At 72.9% G+C, this 25,219-nt stretch carries 26 protein-coding genes and 1 tRNA gene; 15 read left to right on the top strand and 12 right to left on the bottom strand.

Going from position 1 to position 25,219, the window contains the following annotated elements; all coding sequences use genetic code 11:
- The first annotated feature begins 194 nt into the window (after nucleotides 1-194).
- Both serA and AC1RNL_RS09870 read left to right on the top strand, forming a co-directional pair.
- Nucleotides 195-1,787: a phosphoglycerate dehydrogenase gene (gene serA / locus AC1RNL_RS09875; protein WP_492935103.1), complete on the top strand. Its 1,593-nt coding sequence runs from the start codon at nucleotides 195-197 to the stop codon at nucleotides 1,785-1,787.
- Between the two features lie 51 nt (nucleotides 1,788-1,838).
- Entirely contained in the window at nucleotides 1,839-2,558 is a 720-nt protein-coding gene (locus AC1RNL_RS09870; RefSeq protein ID WP_492935102.1) for an alpha/beta fold hydrolase, read from the top strand.
- Nucleotides 2,559-2,568: 10 nt separating this feature from the next.
- On the opposite strand, the gene AC1RNL_RS09865 is transcribed toward AC1RNL_RS09870, so the two are convergent.
- Nucleotides 2,569-3,738: a sensor histidine kinase gene (locus AC1RNL_RS09865; protein ID WP_400529501.1), complete on the bottom strand. Its 1,170-nt coding sequence runs from the start codon at nucleotides 3,736-3,738 to the stop codon at nucleotides 2,569-2,571.
- A complete protein-coding gene (locus tag AC1RNL_RS09860) occupies nucleotides 3,735-4,286 on the bottom strand; it encodes a TetR/AcrR family transcriptional regulator (protein WP_128190276.1) in 552 nt (183 codons plus the stop codon). The genes AC1RNL_RS09865 and AC1RNL_RS09860 overlap by 4 nt, the downstream gene beginning before the upstream one ends.
- A gap of 96 nt (nucleotides 4,287-4,382) precedes the next feature.
- On the opposite strand from AC1RNL_RS09860, the gene AC1RNL_RS09855 reads away from it, so the two are divergent.
- Nucleotides 4,383-5,912: an MFS transporter gene (locus AC1RNL_RS09855; RefSeq protein WP_492935101.1), complete on the top strand. Its 1,530-nt coding sequence runs from the start codon at nucleotides 4,383-4,385 to the stop codon at nucleotides 5,910-5,912.
- Nucleotides 5,913-5,975: 63 nt separating this feature from the next.
- On the opposite strand, the gene AC1RNL_RS09850 is transcribed toward AC1RNL_RS09855, so the two are convergent.
- A complete protein-coding gene (locus tag AC1RNL_RS09850; RefSeq protein WP_128190274.1) occupies nucleotides 5,976-6,233 on the bottom strand; it encodes a DUF6458 family protein in 258 nt (85 codons plus the stop codon).
- A gap of 170 nt (nucleotides 6,234-6,403) precedes the next feature.
- Between AC1RNL_RS09850 and AC1RNL_RS09845 the strand changes: the two genes are divergently transcribed.
- The 5 genes from AC1RNL_RS09845 (at nucleotide 6,404) to AC1RNL_RS09825 (ending at nucleotide 10,567) form a co-directional block, all read left to right on the top strand.
- Nucleotides 6,404-7,468 (top strand): 3-isopropylmalate dehydrogenase, encoded by a 1,065-nt coding sequence (locus AC1RNL_RS09845; protein ID WP_128190273.1) that lies wholly within the window; start codon nucleotides 6,404-6,406, stop codon nucleotides 7,466-7,468.
- A complete protein-coding gene (locus AC1RNL_RS09840; protein WP_128190272.1) occupies nucleotides 7,465-8,550 on the top strand; it encodes a branched-chain amino acid aminotransferase in 1,086 nt (361 codons plus the stop codon). Before AC1RNL_RS09845 ends, AC1RNL_RS09840 begins: the two co-directional genes overlap by 4 nt.
- Entirely contained in the window at nucleotides 8,550-9,326 is a 777-nt protein-coding gene (locus tag AC1RNL_RS09835) for a fumarylacetoacetate hydrolase family protein (protein WP_492935100.1), read from the top strand. The genes AC1RNL_RS09840 and AC1RNL_RS09835 overlap by 1 nt, the downstream gene beginning before the upstream one ends.
- Before the next feature lie 83 nt (nucleotides 9,327-9,409).
- Nucleotides 9,410-10,105 carry a DUF937 domain-containing protein gene (locus AC1RNL_RS09830; RefSeq protein WP_246991887.1) on the top strand — a complete coding sequence of 232 codons (696 nt, stop codon included), beginning with the start codon at nucleotides 9,410-9,412 and terminating at the stop codon, nucleotides 10,103-10,105.
- Between the two features lie 135 nt (nucleotides 10,106-10,240).
- Nucleotides 10,241-10,567, top strand: a complete 327-nt coding sequence (locus AC1RNL_RS09825; RefSeq protein ID WP_128190269.1) for a PadR family transcriptional regulator — start codon at nucleotides 10,241-10,243, stop codon at nucleotides 10,565-10,567.
- Here the strand turns inward: AC1RNL_RS09825 and AC1RNL_RS09820 are convergent.
- The gene (locus AC1RNL_RS09820; protein WP_492935099.1) at nucleotides 10,536-11,216 is read right to left on the bottom strand and encodes a permease prefix domain 1-containing protein; all 681 of its coding nucleotides are present in this window, start codon (nucleotides 11,214-11,216) and stop codon (nucleotides 10,536-10,538) included. The genes AC1RNL_RS09825 and AC1RNL_RS09820 overlap by 32 nt on opposite strands.
- Nucleotides 11,217-11,252: 36 nt before the next feature.
- Here AC1RNL_RS09820 and gltX point away from each other — a divergent pair, with 36 nt between their 5' ends.
- From gltX to AC1RNL_RS09790, 6 genes are all read left to right on the top strand, one after another.
- The gene (gene gltX, locus AC1RNL_RS09815; RefSeq protein ID WP_492935098.1) at nucleotides 11,253-12,743 is read left to right on the top strand and encodes a glutamate--tRNA ligase; all 1,491 of its coding nucleotides are present in this window, start codon (nucleotides 11,253-11,255) and stop codon (nucleotides 12,741-12,743) included.
- Complete coding sequence (locus tag AC1RNL_RS09810) at nucleotides 12,743-13,654, top strand: NAD(P)/FAD-dependent oxidoreductase (protein WP_492935097.1); 912 nt, start codon at nucleotides 12,743-12,745, stop codon at nucleotides 13,652-13,654. The genes gltX and AC1RNL_RS09810 overlap by 1 nt, the downstream gene beginning before the upstream one ends.
- A gap of 256 nt (nucleotides 13,655-13,910) precedes the next feature.
- Nucleotides 13,911-14,651 (top strand): hypothetical protein, encoded by a 741-nt coding sequence (locus AC1RNL_RS09805; RefSeq protein ID WP_146356518.1) that lies wholly within the window; start codon nucleotides 13,911-13,913, stop codon nucleotides 14,649-14,651.
- Between the two features lie 86 nt (nucleotides 14,652-14,737).
- Nucleotides 14,738-14,809: transfer RNA gene (locus AC1RNL_RS09800), tRNA-Gln, on the top strand.
- Between the two features lie 103 nt (nucleotides 14,810-14,912).
- On the top strand, nucleotides 14,913-15,314 hold the full coding sequence (locus AC1RNL_RS09795) for a DUF1304 domain-containing protein (protein WP_128189598.1): 402 nt from the start codon (nucleotides 14,913-14,915) through the stop codon (nucleotides 15,312-15,314).
- Nucleotides 15,311-15,712 (top strand): DoxX family protein, encoded by a 402-nt coding sequence (locus AC1RNL_RS09790; RefSeq protein WP_128189597.1) that lies wholly within the window; start codon nucleotides 15,311-15,313, stop codon nucleotides 15,710-15,712. Before AC1RNL_RS09795 ends, AC1RNL_RS09790 begins: the two co-directional genes overlap by 4 nt.
- Before the next feature lie 9 nt (nucleotides 15,713-15,721).
- Here AC1RNL_RS09790 and AC1RNL_RS09785 read toward each other — a convergent pair whose 3' ends face one another.
- Nucleotides 15,722-17,038 (bottom strand): YihY/virulence factor BrkB family protein, encoded by a 1,317-nt coding sequence (locus tag AC1RNL_RS09785; RefSeq protein ID WP_492935096.1) that lies wholly within the window; start codon nucleotides 17,036-17,038, stop codon nucleotides 15,722-15,724.
- Nucleotides 17,039-17,340: 302 nt separating this feature from the next.
- Between AC1RNL_RS09785 and AC1RNL_RS09780 the strand changes: the two genes are divergently transcribed.
- Nucleotides 17,341-17,553 carry a DUF305 domain-containing protein gene (locus AC1RNL_RS09780; RefSeq protein ID WP_492935106.1) on the top strand — a complete coding sequence of 71 codons (213 nt, stop codon included), beginning with the start codon at nucleotides 17,341-17,343 and terminating at the stop codon, nucleotides 17,551-17,553.
- Between the two features lie 129 nt (nucleotides 17,554-17,682).
- On the opposite strand, the gene AC1RNL_RS09775 is transcribed toward AC1RNL_RS09780, so the two are convergent.
- The 7 genes from AC1RNL_RS09775 to AC1RNL_RS09745 form a co-directional block, all read right to left on the bottom strand.
- Nucleotides 17,683-19,071, bottom strand: a complete 1,389-nt coding sequence (locus tag AC1RNL_RS09775) for an NADH-quinone oxidoreductase subunit N (protein ID WP_246991880.1) — start codon at nucleotides 19,069-19,071, stop codon at nucleotides 17,683-17,685.
- A gap of 21 nt (nucleotides 19,072-19,092) precedes the next feature.
- Nucleotides 19,093-20,583: a complex I subunit 4 family protein gene (locus tag AC1RNL_RS09770; protein ID WP_492935095.1), complete on the bottom strand. Its 1,491-nt coding sequence runs from the start codon at nucleotides 20,581-20,583 to the stop codon at nucleotides 19,093-19,095.
- Between the two features lie 3 nt (nucleotides 20,584-20,586).
- Nucleotides 20,587-22,338 (bottom strand): proton-conducting transporter transmembrane domain-containing protein, encoded by a 1,752-nt coding sequence (locus AC1RNL_RS09765; RefSeq protein ID WP_492935094.1) that lies wholly within the window; start codon nucleotides 22,336-22,338, stop codon nucleotides 20,587-20,589.
- A gap of 190 nt (nucleotides 22,339-22,528) precedes the next feature.
- Entirely contained in the window at nucleotides 22,529-22,831 is a 303-nt protein-coding gene (gene nuoK / locus AC1RNL_RS09760) for an NADH-quinone oxidoreductase subunit NuoK (RefSeq protein ID WP_128189592.1), read from the bottom strand.
- Nucleotides 22,828-23,397, bottom strand: a complete 570-nt coding sequence (locus AC1RNL_RS09755) for an NADH-quinone oxidoreductase subunit J (RefSeq protein ID WP_240671335.1) — start codon at nucleotides 23,395-23,397, stop codon at nucleotides 22,828-22,830. The genes nuoK and AC1RNL_RS09755 overlap by 4 nt, the downstream gene beginning before the upstream one ends.
- The gene (locus AC1RNL_RS09750) at nucleotides 23,394-24,329 is read right to left on the bottom strand and encodes a complex I subunit 1 family protein (RefSeq protein WP_128189591.1); all 936 of its coding nucleotides are present in this window, start codon (nucleotides 24,327-24,329) and stop codon (nucleotides 23,394-23,396) included. Before AC1RNL_RS09750 ends, AC1RNL_RS09755 begins: the two co-directional genes overlap by 4 nt.
- Nucleotides 24,322-25,219, bottom strand: an 898-nt coding sequence (locus tag AC1RNL_RS09745; protein ID WP_492935093.1) for a hypothetical protein, incomplete at its 5' end; no start/stop codon positions are given. The genes AC1RNL_RS09750 and AC1RNL_RS09745, both read right to left, overlap by 8 nt.

Genomic DNA, 25,219 nt, shown 5'->3' with positions numbered 1-25,219 from the left:
CGATCGCCGCCTGGCCGCTCGCGACGAGCACCGCGTCGGCGCCGCCCTCGAGGTCGGCGATGCGGCGCGCCGCGACGCCAGCGCCGATGCCCGTCCCGGGCATCGGGCCGACGCTACGCTGGAGCAGGCACGACGACGTGCTGCGCCCGGGCCGCGCACCCCACGCGCGGTCATCACCGTCAAGGGAGTCCCGCATGTCCAAGCCCGTCGTCCTGATCGCCGAGGAGCTCTCGGCCGCGACCGTCGATGCCCTCGGCCCCGACTTCGAGATCCGCTCGGTCGACGGCACCGACCGCGAGGCGCTCTTCGCGGCGCTCGCCGACGCATCCGCCGTGCTCGTCCGCAGCGCGACCCGCATCGACGCCGAGGCGCTCGCGCACGCGCCGCAGCTCAAGGTGATCGCGCGCGCCGGCGTCGGCCTCGACAACGTCGAGATCCCCGCCGCGACCGCCGCGGGCGTCATGGTCGTCAACGCGCCCACCTCCAACATCGTCTCGGCCGCCGAGCTCGCGATCGCGCACATCCTGGGCCTCGCCCGCCACATCCCCGCCGCCGACGCGTCGCTCAAGCGCGGCGAGTGGAAGCGCTCGGCCTACACCGGCGTCGAGCTGTACGAGAAGACCGTCGGCATCGTCGGCCTCGGCCGCATCGGCGTGCTCGTCGCCGAGCGGCTCGCCGCGTTCGGCACGAAGCTCGTCGCCTACGACCCGTTCGTCAGCCCCGCGCGCGCCGCCCAGCTCGGCGTCGAGCTGCGCAGCCTCGACGAGCTGATGGCCGAGAGCGACTTCATCACCATCCACATCCCGCGCACGCCCGAGACCGTCGGCCTCATCGGCGAGGCGCAGTTCGCGCTCGCGAAGCCGACGCTGCGGATCGTCAACGCCTCGCGCGGCGGCATCATCGACGAGGCCGCGCTCGCCGAGGCGCTGCGCTCCGGCCGCATCGCCGGCGCCGGCATCGACGTGTTCGTCTCCGAGCCGCCGAAGGACGACGCGCTCACCTCGGCCCCCAACATCCAGGTCACGCCGCACCTCGGCGCCTCGACCGACGAGGCGCAGGAGAAGGCCGGCATCGCCGTGGCCCGCTCGGTGCGGCTCGCGCTCTCGGGCGACCTCGTGCCGGATGCCGTGAACGTCGCGGGCGGCGTCATCGACGAGTACGTGCGCCCCGGGATCCCGCTCGCCGAGCGGCTCGGCCAGTTCGCGGCGGGCCTCGCGGCCGGTCCGGTGGAGGCGGTGGATGTCGCGGTGCACGGCGAGCTCGCCGGCTACGACGTGAAGGTGCTGCGGCTGGCGGCGCTCAAGGGCTTCTTCTCCTCGATCGTGAGCGAGCAGGTGACCTTCGTCAACGCGCCGGTGATCGCCGAGTCGCGCGGCGTCACGAGCGACCTGTCGGCCGACGAGCGCAGCGACGAGTACCGCAACGTCGTCGAGGTCGTCGTCGCGTGCAGCGACGGCCGCCGGGTGAGCGTCGAGGGCACGCTGACGGGGCCGAAGCAGGTCGAGAAGATCGTCGGCGTCAACGGCCAGTCGGTCGAGGTGCCGATGGCCGAGCACTTCGTCGTGATGGAGTACGTCGACCGCCCGGGCATCGTGGCCGCCTACGGCGCGGCCTTCGGCGAGGCGTCGATCAACATCGCCGGCATGCAGATCGCGCGCACGGAGGCGGGCGGCGACGCGCTGTCGATCATCACGATCGACCAGGCGGCGCCCGACGCGCTCGTCGAGCAGCTCGGCGCGGCGATCGAGGCGACGACGATCCGGCAGATCGAGATCCGCCCGCTCTGAGTCGCGTCGCGACCCTGGCCCGTGTCGGCGCCCGGCGGTAGCGTCGCGCGCATGGACACCACCGCATCCGCCCGCATCGTGCTCGTGCCCGGCTTCTGGCTGGGCGCCTGGGCGTGGGACGACGTCGCCCGGCTGCTGCGCGAGCAGGGCCACGACGTCGTCGCGCTCACCCTGCCGGGCCTCGAGCCCGACCACCCGGCGCGCGGCGAGGTGACGCTCGACGAGCAGGCCGACGCGATCGTCGCGGCGCTCGGCGACGGACCGGCGGTGCTCGTCGCGCACTCGGGCGGCGCGCTGCCGGCGACCCTCGCGCTCGACCGCGCCGTCGACCCGGTGGCGCGCACGGTCTGGGTCGACACGGCGCCCGTCGTCGACGGGGCGGCGATGGATGCGTCGTCCACGGCCGACGTGCTCACGCTCGACGAGCGGTGGGACGACGAGCTCGCCGACGGCTCGATGCGCGACCTGACCGACGCGCAGCTCGCCGAGTTCCGCGAGCGCGCCGTGCCGCAGCCGGGCCGCACGGTGCGCGACGCGGTGCGCCTCGCCGACGAGCGTCGGCTCGACGTGCCGGCGACGGTGGTGTGCACCGCGTACTCGGCGGCCGACTACCGCTCGTACGCCGAGCAGGGCGTGCCGTTCCTCGCCGGGCTCCTCGAGCACCGGGCGATGACGCTCGTCGACCTGCCCACCGGCCACTGGCCGATGTGGTCGAGGCCGGTCGAGCTCGCGCAGGTGATCGGCGAGGCCGCGACCGGCGCGCGCCGGTAGCCGGTCGCGCTCAGTCGTCGCCCGGGAGCAGCACCCACACGCTCGCGCCGCCGAGCGCCGCGTCGTCGATGCCCATGCGGCCGCCGTGCGCCTGCACGATGCGACGGCAGGTCGACAGGCCGATCCCGAGCCCGTCGACGTCGCCCCTGCCCGCGCGCTCGAGCAGCTCGAACACGCGGTCCCGGTCGGCCTCCGGCACGCCGGGGCCGTCGTCGTCCACAGCGATGCGCCAGCCTGACGCCATCGGGTGCGCGCGAACCTCGATCCGCGGCGCGGCACCGCCCCGACCGCCGAACTTCAGCGCGTTCGAGAGCAGGTTCTGCAGCAGCGCCCGCAGGAGGGTCGCATCGCCGGTGATGCGGGGGAGGGGGCCGACGTCGATGACGGCGTCGGATGCCGCGACGGCGGCGTCGAGGTCGTCGAGCGCGTCGGCGACCACGGCGTCGAGGTCGACCTCACCGCGGCGGACCGAGCCGCCGACACGGGCGAAGTCGAGGAGGTCCTCGACGAGCGCGCTCATGCGGTCGGCGGCCGACTCGGCGCGCTCGAGCGCGCGGCCGGCCGCCGGCGCCGCCGCCATCTCGGGGCTCGAGGCCGCGAGCTCGAGGAAGCCGACGAGCGCAGTGAGGGGCGTGCGCAGGTCGTGGCTCACCTGGCCGGCGAAGTGGGCGAGCTGCTCGTTCGAGCGCTCGAGCTCGCGGGTGATGCGGCGCAGCTCGAGCACGTCGACGACCTGCCGGGCCAGCAGCGCGAGCGCGCGGCTCGCCTCGGGGGTGAGCTCGCCCACCTCGTCGTCGAAGACGCACAGCGTGCCGATGGGCACCCCGGCCGGGGTGATGAGCGCGCTTGAGGCGTAGAAGCGCACGGCGGCGATCTCGCCGGTGACGAAGGGGTTCCGTCGGAACCGCTCGTCGTCGCGCGCGTCGGGCACGACGACGTGCCCGGGGCTGCGGAAGACGACCGCGCACATCGAGTCCTCGCGCGCGCAGACGCTCGGGTCGAGCCCGATCGCGGCGACCTGGTGCTGCTTGCGGTCGTCGATGATGTTGATCACGGCCGTCGGCACGCCGCACAGCGCGGCGGCGAGCTCGACGAGGCTCTGCAGGTCGGGCTCAGGCGCCTCGCCGAGCAGCCGGTACTCGGCGATGGCCTCGCGGCGCGCGATGTCCTCGATCGTCATGCAGGTCCTCCGGCTGAGGCGCCCAGACGGCGGGCGACGGCGATGAGCCGCTCGATCTCGACCTCGGCGCGGCCGGGCTCGAGCGCGCCGAGCGCCGAGCGCAGGTAGACGCCGTCGGACATCAGCACGATCGCGAGCGCGAGCTCCTCGTCGCCGAGCCGCGCAGCCAGCGCCGCGACGTACTCGTCGTCGAGCCGCTGCAGCGCCGCGCGCGCACCGGCGCCGGCGGGGGACTGCGCGAGGCGCACGAGGGCGACCGTCGCGCGGTCGAGGTCGCTGCCCTCGGCGACCGACGTGCGCAGGAACCGGCCCACGAGGTCGTCGGCGGCGCGGAGCGACTCGAGGTCGTCGGCCCCGAGCAGCTCGAAGCGCTCGATGAGCCCGGCCTCGAGCGCGGCCTTCGAGCCGAAGTGGTAGAGCAGCCCGCCCTTGGAGACGCCCGCGCGCTCGGCGACCGCCTGCACGGTCGCGGCGCGCTCGCCGCCCTCGATGAGCAGCGTGATGTACGCGTCGAGCAGCTGCGCTCTGGCGGGGGAGTCACGGGGCACGGCATGAGCATAGCGTTGCCAGCCAACCGTCCAGACGGTACAGTAACGAGGTCGCGCGCCGCCCGCGCCGGCCGTCACCCGACCAGGAGCCCGACCATGGACATCCGCCAGCAGCCCCGCGTCATCGACGAGGCGACCGCGCCGCGCGCCGGCGCGCGTGAATGGGTCGCGCTCGCGGTGCTCATGCTGCCGGTGCTGCTCGTCTCGATCGACAACACGGTGCTGGCGTTCGCGCTGCCGCAGATCTCGCTCGCGCTCGAGCCCGACGCCGCGCAGCAGCTGTGGATGGTGGACGCCTACGCGCTCGTGCTCGCCGGCCTCCTCGTGGCGATGGGGAGCCTCGGCGACCGCTTCGGCCGCCGGCGGATGCTGCTCATCGGCGCCACCGGCTTCGCCGTGGTCTCGGTGCTCGCCGCCTTCGCGCCCACGGCATCCGCCCTCATCGCCGCCCGGGCCGCGCTCGGCCTCTTCGGCGCGATGCTCATGCCGTCGACCCTCTCGCTGCTGCGCTCGACCTTCCCGCACCGCGACCAGCGCCGCCTCGCGATCGCCGTCTGGGCGACGGCGTTCTCGGTCGGCTCGGCGCTCGGCCCGACGGTGGGCGGGCTGCTGCTCGAGCACTTCGCCTGGGGCTCGGTCTTCCTCATGGCCGTGCCGGTGCTGCTGCCGCTGCTCGTGCTCGCGCCGCTGCTCGTGCGCGAGAGCCGCGACCCCGCGCCCGGCCCCATCGACCCGCTCGGCATCGCGCTCTCGATCGCCGCGCTCGGCGCGCTCGCCGCGACGATCAAGCACGTCGCGGTGGAGGGCCCCGACCTCCTCGCCGTCGCGCTGCTCGCGGTCGCGGTCGTGGCGGGCCTCGGCTTCGCGCGCCGCATGCGCTCGGTCGACGAGCCCATGCTCGACCTCGACCTGCTGCGCGTGCCCGCCTTCTCGGGGGCGATCGCGATCAACCTGCTGAGCGTCGTCGCGCTCGTCGGCGCGCTGTTCTTCCTCACCCAGCACCTGCAGCTCGTCGAGGGGCTCTCGACGCTCGACGCGGCGCTGCTGCTCGTGCCCGGCACGATCGCGATGGTGCTGGCGGGCCTCGGCGTCGTGCGCATCGTGCGGCACGTGCCCGCGCACCGGGTGGTGGCGGTGGGCCTCGCGAGCTCGATGGCCGGCTACCTGCTCGTCGCGCTCGCGGGCGATGCGCTCTCACCGCTGCACGTCGCGATCGCCTACGTGCTGCTCGGCGCGGGCGTCGGCGCCGCCGAGACGCTCTCGAACGAGATCGTCGTCTCCACCGCGCCGCCCGCCAAGGCGGGCGCGGCGAGCGCCGTCTCCGAGACCGCGTACGAGCTCGGCGCCGTGCTCGGCACCGCGGTGCTGGGCGGCATCGTGAGCGCCGTCTACCGCGCGTCGATCGCGCTGCCCGACGGCATCGCATCCGCCGACGCCGACGCCGCGCGCGAGACCCTCGCCGGCGCGCTCGACGTGGCCGAGCGAGTGCAGGGCGAGCTCGGCGCCGGCATCGCCGAGGCCGCGCGCGCGGCCTTCGACCAGGGGGCGCTGTGGACCGCGCTCACCGGGGCGGCGCTCATGGCGGCGGCCGTCGTCGTCGCGCTGCGAGCCCTGCGTCGCGCGTAGGCCGCCGGGACGACGAAGCGGCGCCGCCCCGGGAGGGACGGCGCCGCTGCGGTGCGGGGACGCTCAGATCAGGTCGTCGCGGCGCTCGGTGCGCTCGACGCGCGTGCCGGTCTCCGGGTCGACCGCCGTGCGCGACACCTGGCTGGTGCGGCCGGAGCGCGCGGCCATGACGATGCCGATCAGCGTGACGAGAGCACCGGCGCCGAGGAGGATGTAGCCGATGAGGGTCCAGTTGGCGCCGTCGACCTGCCACAGGGCGGGGACCGCCCAGGCGACGATCGCGCCGACTGCCATGAGGAAGATGCCGAAGCCGATGCTCAAGGTGCACTCCGTTCGTTGGTGCGGCCCGGGACCAGGCCGCTTGCAGGGAATGTACCCGCCGCTCCCTGGCACCCGGGTGAACGCGCCCGCCGACTAGGCTGGGAATCGCCGTCCGCACGGCTGCGGAGGCGGTTCGACGACGCGCACACGGGTGCGCCAGGGGAGGAAGCGTGGAGCAGCTGCGCCTCGCGGTCATCGCAGGAGACGGCATCGGGCAGGAGGTCACGCTCGAGGCGAGGAAGGCCATGCGCGCCGCGCTCGCCGACGTCGAGCTCGTCGAGACCGAGTACGCGCTGGGTGCCGCCCACTACCTCGAGACCGGCGAGGTGCTCGACGACGCCACGCTCGCGAGCCTCGCCGAGCACGACGCGATCCTGCTGGGCGCCGTCGGCGGCGACCCCGCCGACCCGCGCCTCGCCGGCGGCATCATCGAGCGCGGGCTGCTGCTGCGCCTGCGCTTCGCCTTCGACCACCACGTGAACCTGCGCCCGACCGTGCTGCACCCGAGGATCGGCAGCCCCCTGCGCGACCCGGGCGAGATCGACTTCGTCGTCGTGCGCGAGGGCACCGAGGGGCCGTACGTCGGCAACGGCGGGGCGCTCCGCCAGGGCACGCCCCACGAGATCGCGAACGAGACGAGCGTCAACACCGCCTTCGGCGTCGAGCGGGTCGTGCGCTTCGCCTTCGAGCTCGCCGAGCAGCGCCGCCGCCGGCTCACGCTCGTGCACAAGAAGAACGTGCTCGTCCACGCCGGCGCGCTCTGGCAGCGCATCGTCGACGAGGTGGCGGTCGACCACCCCGAGGTCGAGGTCGACTACCTCCACGTCGACGCCGCCACGATCTTCCTCGTCGACCGGCCCAGCCGCTTCGACGTGATCGTCACCGACAACCTGTTCGGCGACATCCTCACCGACCTCGCCGGCGCCGTCGGCGGCGGGATCGGCCTCGCCGCCTCCGGCAACCTCAACCCCTCGGGCGCCTTCCCGAGCATGTTCGAGCCCGTGCACGGCTCGGCCCCCGACATCGCGGGGAAGGGCATCGCCGACCCGACGGCGGCGATCCTCTCGGCCGCACTCCTGCTCGAGCACTCGGGCCACCCCGACGCCGGCCGGCGCATCCGCGACGCCGTCGACGCCGACATCGACGGGCGCGACGGCACCGCACGCAGCACCAGCGAGGTCGGCGACGCGATCGCCGGCCGCATCAGCGCATCCACCCGCAAGGAGCAGGCATGACCGACTTCGCGATCACCCGCAACGAGCGGCCCGCCGCGGACAGCGTCCGCGAGGGCGTGCTCGCCGAGCCCGGCTTCGGCAAGCACTTCACCGACCACATGGTCTCGATCGACTGGACGGTCGACGAGGGCTGGCACGGCCACCGCGTCGAGCCGTACGGCCCGCTGCAGATGGACCCGGCCTCCGCCGTGCTCCACTACGGCCAGGAGATCTTCGAGGGCATGAAGGCCTACCGCCGCGCCGACGGCTCGGTCTGGACCTTCCGGCCCGAGGAGAACGCCAAGCGCATGCAGCGCTCGGCGGCGCGGCTGGCGCTGCCCGAGCTGTCGGTCGACGACTTCGTCGAGTCGGTGCGGCAGCTCGTGCGGATCGACGAGGCGTGGGTGCCGGCCGGCGGCGAGAACTCGCTCTACCTGCGGCCCTTCATGATCGCCAACGAGGTGTTCCTCGGGGTGCGCGCGGCGCAGACGGTGCGGTTCATGGTCATCGCGAGCCCCGCCGGGCCCTACTTCGCGGGCGGCGTGAAGCCGGTCTCGATCTGGCTCTCGCGCGAGTACAACCGCGCCGGCAAGGGCGGCACCGGCGCCGCCAAGTGCGGCGGCAACTACGCCGCGAGCCTCCTGCCCACGCAGCAGGCGGCCGCGAACGGCTGCGCGCAGGTGCTCTTCCTCAACGAGGCGGGCACCGAGCTCGAGGAGCTCGGCGGCATGAACGTCGTGCTCGTCCGGGCCGACGGCACCCTCATCACCCCCGACTCCGACTCCATCCTCGACGGCATCACGCGCAACTCGCTGCTCGAGCTCGCGGCGGATGCGGGCCACCGGGTCGAGCGGCGGCCGGTGACGCTCGCGGAGTGGCGCGACGGCATCGCCGACGGCTCGATCACCGAGGTCTTCGCGTGCGGCACCGCCGCCGTGCTGACGCCCATCGCGGCGCTCAAGAGCCCCGATGAGACGATCGGCGACCCGGGCGCGCCCGCCGGCCCGGTCGCGATGGCGCTCCGCCAGCGGCTCACCGACATCCAGTACGGCCGCGCGGAGGACCCGCACGGCTGGATGGTGCAGCTGACGGAGGCCCGCTGATGCGCGTCGCGCGGTTCGCGCACGGCGAGCGCATCGGCTACGGCGTCGTCGACGGGGATGCGCTGGTCGAGCTGGTCGGCGACCCGATCGTCACCGGCTTCGACACCACCGGCACCCGCATCCCGATCGCCGAGGCGCGCCTGCTCGCGCCCGTCATCCCGCGCTCGAAGGTCGTGGCGGTCGGCCGCAACTACGCGAAGCACGCGGCCGAGCTCGGCAACGAGGTGCCCACCGAGCCGCTGGTCTTCCTGAAGCCCAACACATCGGTGATCGGCCCCGGCGACGCGATCGTGCTGCCGCCGGAGTCCCAGGACGTGCACTTCGAGGGCGAGATCGCCCTCGTGATCGGCAAGGTCGCGCGGCGCCTCACGCGGGCGAACGCGCTGCACGCCGTCTTCGGCGTCACGGTCGCCAACGACGTGACCGCGCGCGACCTGCAGCACCGCGAGAAGCAGTGGGCGCGCGCGAAGGGCTTCGACACGTTCTGCCCGCTCGGGCCCGCGATCGAGACCGAGCCCGACTACGACGCGCTGCAGGTCATCACGCGCGTCGACGGCGAGGTGCGGCAGGACGGCGTCTCGAGCGACTGGATCTTCGACGCGCCCACCGTGCTCGAGTGGATCACCGCATCCATGACCCTGCTGCCCGGCGACGTCGTGCTGATGGGCACCCCGGAGGGCGTGGGCCCGCTGCGGGCGGGCCAGACGGTCGAGGTGGAGGTGCCGGGCGTCGGCACGCTGCGCAACCCGGTCGTCGCGCAGGCCACCGTCGGCTGATCCCTCCCGGCTCATCCTCGGCCGGGTCGCCTAGCATCAGTCGCACCGGCGGTGCGAGCCGCCGATCGACTCGAGGAGGAGCCATGTCGGAGATCCAGCAGCTGCTCGGCCAGATGCCGATCCAGCAGATCGCGCAGCGCGCGGGCGTCAGCGAGGCCGAGGCGAGGCAGGCGGTCGAGGCCATCGTGCCGACCCTGGTCGGCGGGATGCAGGCGAACGCGCACGACCCGGCGGGCGCCCAGTCGCTCGCGGGCGCGCTCGGCGCGCACGCCGGCCACCTCGACGAGCGCCTCGCGGGCGACATCGACACCGCCGACGGCGAGAAGATCGTGCACAACGTCTTCGGCGACAACACCGACCAGATCGCGCGCGCGGCCGGCGGCGGCGGTGCGCTCGGCGGCATCATCCAGAAGATCCTGCCGATCGTCGCGCCCATCGTGCTCGCGTGGATCGCGAACCGGTTCCTCGGCCAGCGGGGCGGGGCGGCGCCGCAGGCGCCCGAGCGCGCCGAGGAGCCGGGCGGCGGCTTCGACTCGCCCTTCGACCGGGGCTCGGCGGGCGCCGAGCAGAAGGTGCAGGTGCCGCAGACGCAGACCCCGGCGCCCGCGCCCGGCCAGCAGCCGGGCCAGCAGGGCCAGGGCGGCGGCCTCGGCCTCGACGACCTGCTCGGCGGCATCCTGGGCGGCGGCTCCAGCCGGGAGAGCGGCTCGAGCGGCGGTCCGCTCGGCCCGCTCGGCGACATCCTCGGCGGCCTGCTCGGCGGCGGTCGCCGCGGCTGACTTGGCCCGCGCGAGGCCGGCTCCGTCGAGCTTCCCCGAGCTCCGGTTCCTCCGCGGCGAGACCCGCGCTCGAGGGAAGCTCGACGGAGTGCAGGCTGTCTGCATATGCAGGCAGGCAACGGCTAGACTGCACGCATGGCTTCCCCTGACGCGCTCCGCGGCCACGTCGACGCGATGCTGCTGTCGGTGCTCGCCGACGGGCCGGTGCACGGCTACGGCGCGATCGAGCGCATCCGCGACCGCTCCGGCGGCGCGCTCGACTTCCCGAGCGGCACCGTCTACCCGGCGCTGAAGCGGCTGGAGCGCCGCGGCCTGATCGAGGGGGAGTGGGAGTCGAGCGGGCGCTCGAAGCGGGTCTACCGGCTGACGCCTGCGGGCACGAGCGAGCTCGAGGCGCAGCGCACCGAGTGGACCGCGACGGCCTCGATCATCACGAGCGTGCTCGGCGCGGCGCGAGCCTGACGGCGCCCCAGCGCACGAGCAGCGCGGCCGCGGCGACCGCGAGCGACGAGCCGAGCACGAGCGTCGTCGCCAGCAGGGCCGCGAGGATACCGGCACCGGCGGCCGGCACGGCGATCGTCGCCGCCATCGCGACCGCGCCCGCGACGAGCGCGACGGCGAACGCGAGCTGCAGGCCGGCCACGGCCACGAGCGCGGCGAGCGAGCCCGAGCGCCGGATCGCGAGCCAGCCGGCGGCGGCGGCTGCCGCCACGATCGGTCCCGCGGCGTCGAGCGCCCGCGAGACCTGGAGCATCCAGCCGTCCTCGACCGGCACCCGGAACCCGGGCACCGCCGCGAGGGCGGTCATGCCGACGAACCACACCACGAGCAGCGTCGCGGCGGCGAGCGCGGCACGCGGGGCGAAGCGGCGGCCGCGGTCGGCGAGCAGCTCGGTCGAGAGCTCGGCGGCGATCGCGTGCGGGTCGCCGAACTCGGCGACGACGGCGGATGCGGCGAGCGGCTCGGGCGCGCCCGCCTCGACGCGAGCGGCGACGGCCTCCCGCAGGTCGCCCTCGATCTCGCGCGCGAGCTCGCGGCGCCGCCTGCCGGACGCGACCACGGCGCGCTCGAGGCGGCCGACGAGGTCGGCGACGGGGTCGGGGCTGGGCATCGCCCTCCAGTCTCCCACGCCTAGGATGGAGCCATCATGAGCGTCCCCTTCTCGACGGCGACGGGCGGCGATGTCGTCGTCCGCTTCTGCCCCTCGCCCACCGGCACCCCGCACGTCGGGCTCATCCGCACAGCGCTGTTCAACTGGGCGTACGCGCGCCACCACGGCGGCAAGATGGTGTTCCGCATCGAGGACACCGACGCGGCGCGCGACAGCCAGGAGTCGTACGAGCAGCTGCTCGAGGCGATGCGCTGGCTCGGCATCGACTGGGACGAGGGCGTCGAGACCGGCGGCCCGAACGCGCCCTACCGGCAGTCGCAGCGCGGCGAGATCTACGCCGAGCTCATCGAGCGCCTGAAGGAGTCGGGGCACCTCTACGAGTCGTTCGCGACCGCCGAGGAGATCGAGGCGCGCAACATCGACCTCGGCCGCGACCCGCGGCAGGGCTACGACAACTTCGAGCGCGACCTGACGAGCGAGGAGCGCCAGGCGCACCGCGACGCCGGCCGCCAGCCGAGCCTGCGCCTGCGGGTGCCCGACGAGGACCTCTCGTTCGACGACCTCGTGCGCGGCGAGATCACGTTCCCCGCCGGCTCCTTCTCCGACTTCGTCGTGGTGCGTCCGAACGGCGCGCCGCTCTACACCTTCGTCAACCCCGTCGACGACGCGCTCATGGGCGTCACGCACGTGCTGCGCGGCGAGGACCTGCTCTCGTCGACGCCGCGGCAGATCGCGCTGTACCGCGCCCTCGCCGAGATAGGCGTCGCATCCGCCATCCCGCGCTTCGGCCACCTGCCGTACGTCATGGGCGAGGGCAGCAAGAAGCTCTCGAAGCGCGACCCGCAGTCCAACCTCTTCCTGCTGCGCGAGGCCGGCTTCATCCCCGAGGGGCTGCTCAACTACCTCGCGCTGCTCGGCTGGTCGATCGCCCCCGACCGCGACGTCTTCACGCGCGACGAGCTGATCGCCGCGTTCGACGTCGAGGACGTCAACCCCAACCCGTCGCGCTTCGACCCGAAGAAGGCCGAGTCGATCAACGGCGACCACGTGCGCATGCTCGCCGCCGACGACTTCGCGGCGCGCCTCGAGCCCTACCTCGGCCGCATCTTCGACGGCCCGCCGAGCGACGAGCAGCGCGCGGTGCTCGCGCAGGCGGCGCCCCTCGTGCAGGAGCGCATGCAGCTCATCGGCCAGGCCGAGGACATGCTGGGCTTCCTGTTCCTCGACACCGAGGACATCCACCACGACCCCGACGCGGTCGCGAGCCTCGGCGACGACGCGCACGCCGTGCTCGAGGCCTCGCGCCGCGCGCTCGAGGAGCTCGAGTCGTTCGACGCCGCGAGCATCGAGCAGGTGCTGCGCGAGGTGCTCGTCGAGGGCCTCGGCATCAAGCCGCGCTTCGCCTTCACGCCGCTGCGCGTCGCCGTCACCGGCCGCCGCATCTCGCCGCCGCTGTTCGAGTCCCTCGAGCTGCTCGGCCGCGAGGCGTCGCTCGCCCGCATCGAGCGGCTGGCCGCGAGGGTCTGATGGACGTCGACGTCGTCGTCATCGGCGCCGGCCCCGCGGGGCTCGCGGCGGCGCTCAACCTGGCGCGCCAGCAGCGCTCGGTGGCGCTGCTCGACTCCAACCGGCCCCGGCACGCGGCGACGCTGCAGTCGCACGGCTGCGTCACCCGCGACGGCGTCTCGCCGCTCGAGCTGCGCACGCTCGGCCGCGACGAGGTGCTGCGCTACCCGACGGTCGCCTACGAGCGCACGCTCGTGCGGCAGGTGGTCGCGGTCGACGACGGATTCGCGGTGCAGGCCGAGCAGGCGGGCTCGCGGGCCGAGAGCGAGACCCGGGCCGCCGCGGTGCTCATCGCGACGGGCCTGAGCGAGACGCTGCCCGCCTCGCACCACGTGCGCCCCTGGTACGGCACGAGCCTCCACTCGTGCATGGACTGCGACGGCTACGACAAGCGCGGGCAGGCGCTCGCCCTCATCGGCGAGACCGACGACCTCGTCGACCGCGCCATGGTCATCCGCCGCCACACCGACGACCTCGCCGTCTTCACGAACGGGTCGGATGCGGTCGACGCGGCGGGCGAGGAGCGCCTGGCCGCGCACGGGGTCGCCCTCGTGCGCACGCCGATCGCCGCGATCGAGGGCGACCGCGACGGGATGCGCGCGATCGTGCTCGAGGACGGCGCGCGGAGCGAGCGCACGGGCGGCTTCGTGCGCCCGTGGTGGCACCCGCAGCTCGAGTTCGCCGAGCCGCTCGGCCTCGAGACCGACGAGGACGGGCTCGTGCTCGTCGACCGCGCGCAGCGCGCCTCGGTCGAGGGCGTCTACGCGGCGGGCGACATCACGCCCGGCTTCCGGCAGCTGGCGGTCGCGGCCGGTGCCGGCACCATCGCGGCCTCGGTCATCAACCGCGACCTCATCGCGCGCGACCGCTGACCCCCTCCCGCCCCCACTCCCGCTCATCGAGCAGCCCCCCTCCCGCTCATCGAGTAGGCCCGAAGGGCCGTATCGAGATGTCAGCCCTCGCTCATCGAGTAGGCCCGAAGGGCCGTCCCCTCCCCGCTCATCGAGTAGGCCCGAAGGGCCGTCCCCTCCCCGCTCATCGAGTAGGCCCGAAGGGCCGTATCGAGATGTCAGCCCCCCGCTGTAGCCTGGTCTGCGCACGCGGTCACCCCGCGGAGGAGGCACAGCCATGACGCTCATCGACGACCGGCCGAAGACGCAGCGCACGCTCTCGGCGCCCGAGCGCAAGGCGCGCCGCAAGCGCGTGCTCACCTGGCTGCTGCCGATCGTCGGCGTGCTGCTCATCGGCGGGCTCTTCTGGTTCACCCAACAGCTGCTCGCGGGCGGCCTCGGGGAGCCCCGCGAGGCCACGGCCGAGGAGGTCTCGGCCAACAACACGACCCAGTTCGGCGAGGCCGGCACGTCGTACGCAGTGCAGTACCAGGTCGTCACGCTCAACCTCGCGAGCCTGCCGATCGCGGCCGAGGAGCTCTCGATGGGGCCCGACGCGCAAGCGGTCATCGCCCCCGGGTACGGCTTCCTCGACACCACCTTCTACCGCGGCCAGGGCGGCGGCATCGAGGGGCAGGGCTACTTCACCGAGATGATGTCGTCGGTGACGGCCACCACGTCCGGCGGCGAGGTCGTGCGCTTCGACATGGCCCGCTCGCCGGTCGGGTGGGCCGAGTTCCCGTCGGCGATGCGCGCGGTCGAGTCGGGCGCGGCAGCCTTCGGCTGGCCGGTCGACGACGCCGAGATCACCGCCTTCACCGAGGAGGTCGCCGACGCCGTGCGCACCGGGCAGGCCACCGAGTGGGCGATCCCTGCGGGCGACGCGATGGGCATGCCGGTGAGCGGCCTGGTGTCCTGCTCGGGCGACGGGATGTGCGTGCTCAGCTACGCGATCGACGTCTCCCGCACCGCCGACTGAGGCGGCCGGCGCGCGCCACGATTCGCGCGGAGGGCGCCGAGTTGCTATGCTCGTCTCTTGGCTCGCCCGCTTCGGCATGCGGCCATTGGGGTATGGTGTAATTGGCAACACGGAGGTTTCTGGTACCTTTGTTCTTGGTTCGAGTCCAGGTACCCCAGCACTTCGAAGCCCCCGCGACGCGGGGGCTTCTCGCTTGTCCGGGCGCATTCCGGGACCGTCGCGCTCGGCCCGCGAACGGCTCCCGCGCCTAGACTGCGGCCCATGGACCTCGCCGTCATCGCCTGCATCGCCGCCGCATTGGCGGCCGCCGTGCACGGCTACATCTTCGTGCTCGAGACGCTGCGCTGGGAGGAGCCGGGCACGCGGCGGGTCTTCGGCACGAGCCCCGAGCAGGCGGCGGCCACGAGGCAGCTCGCCGCCAACCAGGGCGTCTACAACCTGCTGCTCGGCATCGCCGCGCTCGCGGGCATCATCACGCTCGTGGCCGGCGCCCGAGGCGCGGGGCTCGCGGTGCTGCTGGCGTCGACGGGCATCATGCTCGCCGCCGCCCTCTACCTCGTGATCTCCGACCGCACGAAGGGCCGAGCGGCGGTCGTGCAGGGCTTCTTCCCGGCCATCGCGGTCGTGACCGGCCTCATCGCGCTCGGACAGGTGGCGTCGTGAGCGCCGTCCGCGCCGCGGCCCGCGTCGCCCTCGGCGGCGCGCTCGTCCTCGCCGGCGTCAGCCACCTGACCTTCGCGCGCCGCGACTTCCGCGCGCAGGTGCCCGACACGGTCGTCGACCTGTCGCCGCTCGACGAGGACGGCGTCGTGCTCGCCTCCGGCGTCGTCGAGGTCGCGCTCGGCAGCGCCATCGCCTTCGCGCCCGCGCGGCATCGCCCGCTCGTCGGCCGCGTGGCCGCCGCGTTCTTCACGGCCATCTTCCCGGGCAACCTCTCGCAGTGGATCCACCGCCGCGACGCCTTCGGGCTCGACACGGACGAGCGTCGCTTCGGCCGCCTCTTCCTCCAGCCGGTGCTCATCGCCTGGGCGCTCTGGGCGACGCGCGCGCCGCGCCGCTGACGGCCGCCGTCAGCGGCTGCCGCGGCTGCCGCGACGGCGACCGAGGGCGCGTCGCAGCCGCCGCACGATGCCGCTGCCGCGCCGGCGGCCGCGCTCGCTGCGCGCGTCGGCCGGGCGCTCCGCGGCGCTCGCCCCCGCGTGCTCGCCCGAGGCGTCCTGGCCCGACCCACGCGATGCATCCGTCGCCTCGTGCCGGTCGGCCGCGGTTCCCGCGCCGTCGTGCTCCACGTCCGCGTCGCTGTGCTGCTCGCGCAGCTCGCGGCCCTCGGCCTCGAGCCGGTCGCGCGCCTCGGCCTTCTTCTCGACCTTCTTCACGCCGCGCGGCGGCAGCTGGATGGCCGACTCCGCCTCGATGCCCGCCTGCAGCTGGCGGGCGCGCTCGACCTCGGCGTCGACCTCGGCGCCGAGCAGCAGCACGATGTTGAAGACCCAGAGGGCGAACAGCAGCGCCATGACGGTGCCGATCGCGCCGTAGGAGCTGTAGCCCGAGGCGAACGTGAAGTAGAGCCCGAGCGCCACGGAGGCGAGCGCGATGCCGACGATGGCGACGACCGAGCCGATGCTGACCCACGTGAACTTCGGCTGCTGCAGGTTGGGGGCCAGGTAGTAGAGCAGGGCGATCATCGCGATCACGAGCGCGAGGATCACGGGCCACTTCACCCACGCCCAGATCGGCAGGAAGGTCTGCGTCATGAACGCGAGGAAGCCGCCGAGCCCGAGCGGCTCGGCGATGGGGCCGAGCACGCCCGTCACCAGGGCGTCGTTGACGGCGAGCGACACGAGGATGACCACCACGCCCACGAGCAGCGCGACGGTGATCAGCAGCATCGTCGCCGTCTGCTTGATGAAGCCGCGGCCCTCCTCGATGCCGTAGACGATGTTCATGCAGCGCGAGAACGCCTTGACGTACGCGGATGCCGACCACACGGCTGTCGCGATACCGATGATGAGCGCGATCACGCCGCCGGCCGCCGAGTCGGTCATCGTCTCGACGAGGTTGACGACGAGATCCCGGTAGTCCTCGGGCACCTGCCGCACGGCGTCGTCGACGATGCCCGTGACGGTCGACGCGTTGTTGGCGAGCACGAGCGAGATGATCGAGAAGACGGCGAGCAGCCCCGGCGCGAGCGACAGCACCATGTAGTAGGTCAGCATCGCTGCGAGATCGGTGCCGCCGTCGCTGCCGAACTCCTTCAGGGCGCGCTTCAGCGCGTACTTCCAGCTCGCGCCCTCGAGCTTGGGCGGCGCGTCGGGCTTCTCGTCGTGGTCTGGGGCTGGTGCGTCCGCTGCGTCGAGCGTGGCGTCGATGGGGTCTCTGCTGGACACGGGGCGTCCTCTCGCTGCTGTGCTGATGCCGCAGAACTGTACCCCAAACGGCTGGATGCGCGACCAGCTGCGGCGGCCGCGACCGCGCTCGATCGTGACCGAGCGGCCGATCGCCCCGTCAGTCTCCCGCGGCCTCGGGTCTGGTCCGCGACGACCCCTCAGGATGCGGTCAGCGTCCGCGCCTACCCTCGCACCGGAATGCGGCCGCCCGGGTCGACAAGCAGAAGGAGGATGGAATGGCTGACGCAATGGACGACATGATGAAGCACATGGACGAGATGGCCTAGTCCACGCTTGACGAACTGTCGTCCGCGTCCGGGGACGAGTTCGACCGGAAGTTCCTGGAGATGATGATCAAGCACCACGCGCAGGCGATCGCGACGTCCGAACTCGCTTCGAGCAAGGCCGTGCACGCAGAACTGAGAGAGCTGGCTGCGAAGATGCACTCGGATCAGATCGAGGAGAGCGAGCAGCTGCGCAGTTGGCACCAGCAGTGGGGACACGCGCAGGACTGACGCTGCGAGGCCGCGGTGGGTCCGCGGCATCGGGGCGTGCACCCGCCCGTCACGCCCTCATCGAGATCCGGGCCCACCGCGACCGCGTCGGCGCCCAGCTGCGATGTCGCAGGCACGCCCTCGTCCGGCTCAGAGCACCGAGAACACGACTCCGGCGGCGACCCCGAGCAGCACGCTGAGGGCCGCGCCCGCCATCGCGGTGCGTGCCGCCCCGACCCTGAGCGGTGCAGTGGGCTGCGCTGGCACCGCATCGGCGGGGCGGTACAGGGGGATGATCCAGCGCAGGTAGTAGTAGAGGCTGACGACGCTGTTGGCCATCACGGCCACTGCCAACCAGGCCGCGCCGCCCTGCCACGCCGCGGCCGCGACGGTCAGCTTGCCGACGAAGATCGCGGTCGGCGGCGTGCCGACGAGTCCGAGGAGCGCGACGACCAGGGCCGCAGCGAGCGCCGGGTGTCGCCGCGCGAGTCCGCGGTAGTCTGCCAGGCTGCGGAAGCCGGGAAGCGCCAGGGTCACAGAGAACGCCGCCGCGTTGGTGACCGCGTATGCCAGCACGTAGAACAGCAGCGCCGGCAGCGCCAGCGCGCTCGTGGGCGCCACCGCCACCGGCACCAGCAGGAACCCCGCCTGCCCGACGGTCGACCAGCCCAGCAGCCGGCGAGGGTCGTCCTGGGTGTATGCCGCGAGGTTGCCGAGCGTCATCGTGACGAGGGCGAGGACGCCGACGAAGGCGGCGGCCGGCGCCGGGTCCGGCAGAGCCGCCACGACCCGGAACGCGGCGAGGAACGCGCCGAGCTTCGGTACGGTCGTCAGGAACGTCGCGACCAGCCCGTTCGCCCCCTGCGCCGAGTCGGGCACCCAGAAGTGGCCGGGCACCGCGCCCGCCTTGAACATGAGGCCCGAGAGTACCGCGGCTGCCCCCACCGTCACCGCGCCGGCCGGTGATTCGGCGAGCGCGGCAGGCAGCTCGCCGTACACGCTCGTCCCGGACAGTCCGGTGAGGAGGGTGACGCCGACCAGCAGCAGGATGCCGAACAGCGCACCGAGCAGGTAGGTCTTGAGCGATGCCTCCGCAGCGCGCGCCGTGCCGGCGAGGCCGATCAGGCCATAGAGCGGGATGCTCGCGAGCAGGAAGCCCACGGCGAGCACGAGGAGGTCCCCGGCGCCCGCGATGACCAGCGTCCCCGCGGCACCGAGCAGGGCGAGCGCGGCGGTCTCGCTCTCCCTGGGGGAGCCGGCGATGCTGCGGCGGCCCGCGAGGAGCACGAGCGCGGTGGCGCCGGAGACCGCGATGCGCGCCACCTGCGTCGTCGTGTCGACGAGGAAGGTGCCGGCGAACACGGCCTCCGGAGCGGCGGCGAACGTCACGGGCACGACCGTGGCGCTCAGCAGCGCCGTGGCTGTCGCGATGCCGTACGCCACGCCCTGCCTGGAGCGGGGCAGGTACGAGCCCGTGAGCAGCACGACGAGCGCGCCCGCGATCAGCACGATCTCGGGCAGCATCGCCAGGACGTCCAAGCCCGCGTCAGACTCCACCGGTCACCTGCCCACGAGCTCGGCGAGTGTCGCAGCGGCCGGTTCGATCACGTCGAGGATGACCCTCGGGAGCACGCCGATGAGGAGCGAGAGCGCCAGCAGGGACCCCGCCGACCACAGCTCGTGCGCCGACAGGTCGCGGAAGCCGATCGAACCACCGCGCGTCTTCCCGGCGAAGATGCGCTGCACGGCCAGCAGGAACATGGCGGCGGTGAGCAGGATGCCGAGCAGCGCGACTGCCGTGACGGGGGCGGTGCCGATGGCGCCCGCGAAGATCTGGAACTCTGCGATGAAGCCCGAGAAGGCCGGGAGGCCGAGCGACGCGAACGCGCCGATCGCGAACAGGGTCGTGAGCCTCGGCGCAGGAGCCGCGAGCCCTCCGTAGCCCGAGAGCTCGTAGCTGCCCGCACGATCACGCAGAACACCGACGAGCAGGAAGAGCGCAGCGGTGATCAGCCCGTGGCTCACCATCTGCGTCTCCGCCCCGACGATCGCCAGCCGCCGGGCATCCTCCGTGCCGCTGCCCACGAGGCCCGCCACGCCGACCGCGAGCACGACGTAGCCCATGTGGTTGACGGATGTGTAGGCGACCATGCGCTTGAGGTTCTGCTGGGCGAGTGCGACGAGAGCGCCGTACAGCACCGAGACCAAACCGACGATGATGATCGGCCACGCCCAGGCTCGCCATGCTTCCGGGAGCATCGGCATCGCGATCCGCACGAAGCCGTAGGTGCCCATCTTCAGCAGCACCCCGGCGAGCACCGCGGACCCGATGGCGGGGGCGTCGGTGTGTGCCGGCGGGAGCCAGGTGTGGAAGGGAACAGTGGGGGTCTTGATGGCGAGCCCGATCAGGATGGCAGCGAGCACTGCGCCGCCGGCCACCGGCTGGCCCTGCAGCGGCATCATCGCGGCGAGCTCGACCATGTCGAACGTCGGCGTGTCGGCGGAGACGTACAGCCCGATGAAGCCGAGCAGCAGTGCGAGCGACCCGAGGAAGGTGTAGAGGAAGAACTTCAGCGCGGAGCGTCCGGCAGTGGCTCCGTGACCCCAGCCGGCGATGACGAAGTACATGCCGACGATCGACAGGTCGAAGAAGACGAAGAAGAGGATCAGGTCCGCGGCGACGAACACGCCGAGGCTGACGCTCTGCAGGAAGAGGAACAGTGCCGCCTGGATGCGGGGGCGGTCCTCGTCCCGCAGCGCATAGATGGCGCACGCGAGGAAGACGACCGCCGTCATCGCGACGAGCGGCAGGGACAGCCCGTCCACCCCGATGTGGTAGCTGGCTCCGACGCCCGGGATCCACACCAGGCGCTCCTCGAACGCGAGCTGGCCCTCCGGCGGTTCCTCGAAGTTCGCCCAGACCACGGCTACCAGCCCGAGATCCGCTGCTGCCACCGCTACCCACGCCCAGCGCGCCACCCGGTCCGAGACGGCCGGCACGGTGAGCAGCAGCGCGGCGGCGAGCGGCAAGAAGACGATGGCACTCAGCATGGGTTACCTTCCGATCACGAGGAGTAGTACGACCACGGCGCTGAGCAGGGCTACAGCCTGCGCGTAGTAGTGGTGCAGCTGACCGTTCTGCGCGCGCGCGCTGTCGCGACCTGCGCGCCAGACCCGTCGGGCGAACCCGTCGACCGACCGATCGACCCCCCGATCGTCGAGGGAAGCCGCTGCGCGCGCAGTCGTCAGCGACGCCGCCGCCGCGCCATCCGCCGCCGCATCGATCCCGCTGTCGTCGAGGGAAGCCGCCCTGCGCGCGATCGCCGCCGCCCCCTCCGCCGCCCTTTCCGCCGCCGCATCGATCCCCGCGTCGTCGACACGTGCGAGGCGGGCCGCGAGTCGCATGGTGGGCCGCACCAGGAGCCGATCCGCGGCCAGCTCGAGTCCCAGCCAGTCGGCCGCCCAGCGCGGCTCCGGAAGCCGCCACCGCGTCGCGGCGAGCACCAGCACCAGCGCGATCGTCCCGGAGGCGATCAGTTCCCAGACGCCCGGCTGGGCAGGCTCCTGACCGAGCGCCCGCGCGACCGCGCCGCTGAGCGGCGGGAGGGCGAGCATCCCGAGCACCGCCGCGCCGGCCGCGAGCACCGCGACGGGAGCCGAATCGGCCGCCCCGACAGGGCGCGTGCCCTGCTCGTGCTCGTCGTAGTGCGTCGCGGTGTGCGCATCGGCTCTCCGCCAGATCGCGACGATCAGCTTGGCGGCGTAGACGGCCGACAGCGCGGAGGCAGCGAGACCGACGATGTAGAGCCAGAGCGACTCCTCGAGCGCGGCGGTGAGCACGGCGTCCTTCGTCGCCCAGAGCGACAGGGGAGGGATGCCCGCGAGGGCGAGGGCAGCGATGCTCGCGGACACCCCGAGCACGGGCCAGCGCCGCGCGGCACCGGCCAGGCCGGAGAGGCGTCGCGTGCCGAGCGCGGTCAGCCAGGCGCCGGCTGCGATGAACAGCGCGGCCTTGGTGGAGGCGTGGGCCACCAGGTGCGCGACACCGCCGCTCTGCGCGCCGAGCCCCGCGGCGAGCACGACGAATCCGAGCTGTGCTGCTGTGGAGGCGGCCAGCAGCTGCTTCACATCCCGCTGCGCCACAGCGACCGCACCCAGCAGGAGCGCGGTCACGGCACCGATCCACGCAGCGGCCGTGTCAGCCCATCCGGTCGATTCCAGCAGCGGCGCGACCCGCAGCAGGAGATAGCCGCCCATCGCGACCATGGCCGCGGAGTGCAGCAGCGCACTGACCGGGCTCGGACCGTCCATGGCTCGGGAGAGCCAGAACGAGAAGGGCAGCTGCGCGGCCTTGCCGAGCGCCGCGACCAGCAGACCGGCGGCCGCGGCGTCGCGCCATCCTGCCGTCGCGTCCGTGAGCTCGGCGAGTCCGAGGCCCGCGCCCCCGCCGAGCGCGGCGCCCGCCGCCGCGTAGAGCCCGAGATCCCCGGCACGGGTGGTGATGAACGCCGTGGTGCCGCTCGCCAGCCGGCGCTCGTCGCGCCACCAGAATCCGATCAGCGCGAAGGAGGTGGCGCCCATCACCTCCCAGGCGAACAGCAGCGTGACGAGATTCCCGGCGACAACGGTCAGCAGTGCGGCGGCGGCGAAGATCAGCATCAGGCCGTGGAACCGAGCGCGCCCCTCCCGGATCTCGCCGGCCGCGAAGATCAGCACCAGCAGCGTCACCGCGGCGACGGTCGGCAGCATGATCGCGGAGAGCCCGTCCACGCGCAGGTCGAACGCGGCGCCGGCGAGGAACGGCACGGCGGCCGCGGGCTGGGCTGTCGCGACCACGACCGCGAGCGCGAGGCCGATCGCGGCGACTCCGATCGCGACGACCCCTGCCAGACGCTCCGTCCGTGGCAGGAGGCACAGCAGCGCACCGGCGGTCGCCGGCAGGAGCACCAGCAGCCAGAGGGCGATGGTCGCGCTCATCGCTCGACCCCGGGCCCGGTCATCGCTTGAGCTCCGACGCGGAGTCGGTCATGTCGCTGCCACGGGCACGATGCACGAGCGTCGCCACCGCGAAGCCCATGGCCATCTCGACCGTCATCGCGGCGATGACGACGAGCAGCAGCACCTGCCCGGTCGGCTCTGGCGAGAGGAACCACCAGAATGCGCCCGCGGCGAGGATGACACCGTTGAGCATCAGCTCGAGGCCCATCATCACCATCACCACGACCTGCTGCGAGATCGCCCCGTACAGGCCCACGCTGAAGAGCGCAGCGGCGATCAGCAGCACCGTCTCCAGTGTCATCGGCCCACACCTCCCGGCTGCGGATCGTCGGCTTCGGCGCGACGGAGGTCGTCTCCGTAGCGGTCGTACCGGCCGCGGTGCAGGCTGAGGCTGACGCCCGCGACGATCGTCGCCACCATCACCGGGCTCAGCACGATCATGGCCAGCATCTTCGACTCCATGAGAGCGACGCCGAGCGCCATGGTGACATCCTCGGTCGGGGCCGGACGGCCGGCGGGCCACGGCGTCAGCAGGATGCCGACCGCGAGCAGCGCGAACGTGACGAGCGCGATGACGAGCGACAGCCGCTTGTCGTGCACCATGCTCATGGGCATGAGCGCCGGGTTCATCCCCATGAACATGATCATGTAGACGGCCATGACGGCCATCTCCATCACCATCATCAGGATGGTGATGACGCCCAGGTATGCCTGGTCGAGCAGCAGCAGCTGCAGGCCGACCGCCACGAACGATATGGCCAGCGCATAGGTCGCCCGCGCCATGGAGTTCACCCAGAACACCGCGGCTCCGGAGAGCACGGCTGTCGCGCCGAGCACCCAGAAGATCACGTCGCCGAGCAGGGTCATCGGTTCACCACCACCAATGCCACCAGGAGATCCTGCAGCATGCCCGCGGGGATCAGCAGCATCCAGCCGACCTCCATGAACTGATCGGGTCGCATCAGCGGGATCCTGCGGCGGACCCACACGAAGGCGGCGAGCACGAGCACGGTCTTCAGCAGTGACCATGCCCATTCCGGCAGAATCGCGCCGGAGCCTCCGCCCAGGAACAGCGGCACGGCGAACGCCGCACCCGCGACGAGCACGCCATACCGGCCGGCCGAGAAGACCAACCGGTCGACGCCCGAGAGCTCAGCGGCGACCCCGCCGGCGATGTCGGAGCCCAGCGGGGCGCCGAACGGCCCCCAGACCGAGAACGCGATCACGCCGATCGAGTAGATCAGGAACGCCACCGGCATCCACACGATGAACCACAGCTCCGATTGCGCCGCCACGATGGAGCCCACGTCGAGGCTCTCGGAGGCGATCGCCGGCGCGATGAGGGCGAACATCAGCGGCAGCTCGTACGCCACCGCCAGCGCCAGGAAGCGGTATCCGCCCACGAGCGCGTGCACGGAGTTGCCCCCCCAGCCGACGAGCCAGACCAACGCCCAGACCAGCACATCCATAGCGTTGAACCAGACCAGCCCCGCCTCGAAGTCGAACAGCGTCCAATCCCCGAACGGGATGACGGTGATCTTCAGCAGTGCGGCGACGAGCATCCCGGCGCCGCCGATGCGCCACAGCAGCGAATCGGCTGCCACGGTGGACCGTCGACGCTGACGGAGCAGGCGAGCCGTCTCAGCAACAGGCCAGCGCAGCGATGCTCTGGAAGAGCCGCCCTGCGCCCGCGCAGCCAGCACCCCGTCGAGAGTCACCGCGACCAGGACCAGTGCGGCGAGCAGGAGGGCCCCCGCGACTGCCCAGAAGGGTTGCACCTCGATCACGGCGTCAGTCATGATGAACGCCCCGCTCCGCGACAAGTGACGGCAGACCGAGACTGGCGACGACGAGCCGTGCGGCAGCGAGGTCAAGACCGGTGACGAGCTGCGGCAGCGCCGCGATCAGACGGCTCGCATCTCGTCGTTCCTCGGCTGATCCGTTGATCGCTTCTCGCGCCGCGCCCAGCATGGCGAGCAGCCGATCGAAGACGCTGCCTGCGTGCGTCACACCGAGGTGCTCTGCAAGTGCGGCGTCGTCCATGACCCCCAGCCGCCCCAGAGACCAGCGGAGCAGAGAGCGGCGGATGCGGCGCTCGAGTCGTTCCAGACCGGGCCGCGCCGCCGAATCGCCGCGCAGCAGCGCCCCGCGCAGTCGGCGCGCCTTGGCGGCGAGGTCCGACGCCCCCGCGAGCTCGAGCAGCGCGGCCGCGTCGTCGCAGTGCCGAGCGGCGGCATCGCGCCTGCCCGGCTCGACGAATCCATGCCACGCATCGTCGAGCGCCCGGGCCCGCGCACGCGTGATGACGTCGCCGTTCAGCGCGCAGTGCAGCACGAGGCCCGGCGGCCAGTAGGGCAGCACCGGACCGAGTTGCACGGCCAGCGTGTCCATCTCCAGGCCATCGCGGTCCGCGGCGCCGCTCGCCAGCGGGATCCCCGCTGGTGCCATGTCCATGTGGCCGTGGTCCATGCCGGAGTGGTCCATGCCGGAGTGGTCCATCTGGCTGTGGTCCATGCCGGAGTGGTCCATCTGGCTGTGGTCCATGCCGGAGTGGTCTGGCTGGCTGTGGTCCATGCCGGAGTGGTCCATGCCGGAGTGGTCTGGCTGGCTTTGGTCCATGCCGGAGTGGTCTGGCTGGCTGTGGTCCATGCCGGAGTGGTCCATCTGGCTGTGGTCCATGCCGGAGTGG

It is taken from the genome of Agrococcus sp. GW821-FHT14H11, assembly GCF_058803545.1.
The sequence above is the reverse complement of the archived record's forward strand: the minus strand, read 5'-3'. Positions and strand labels throughout refer to the sequence as shown.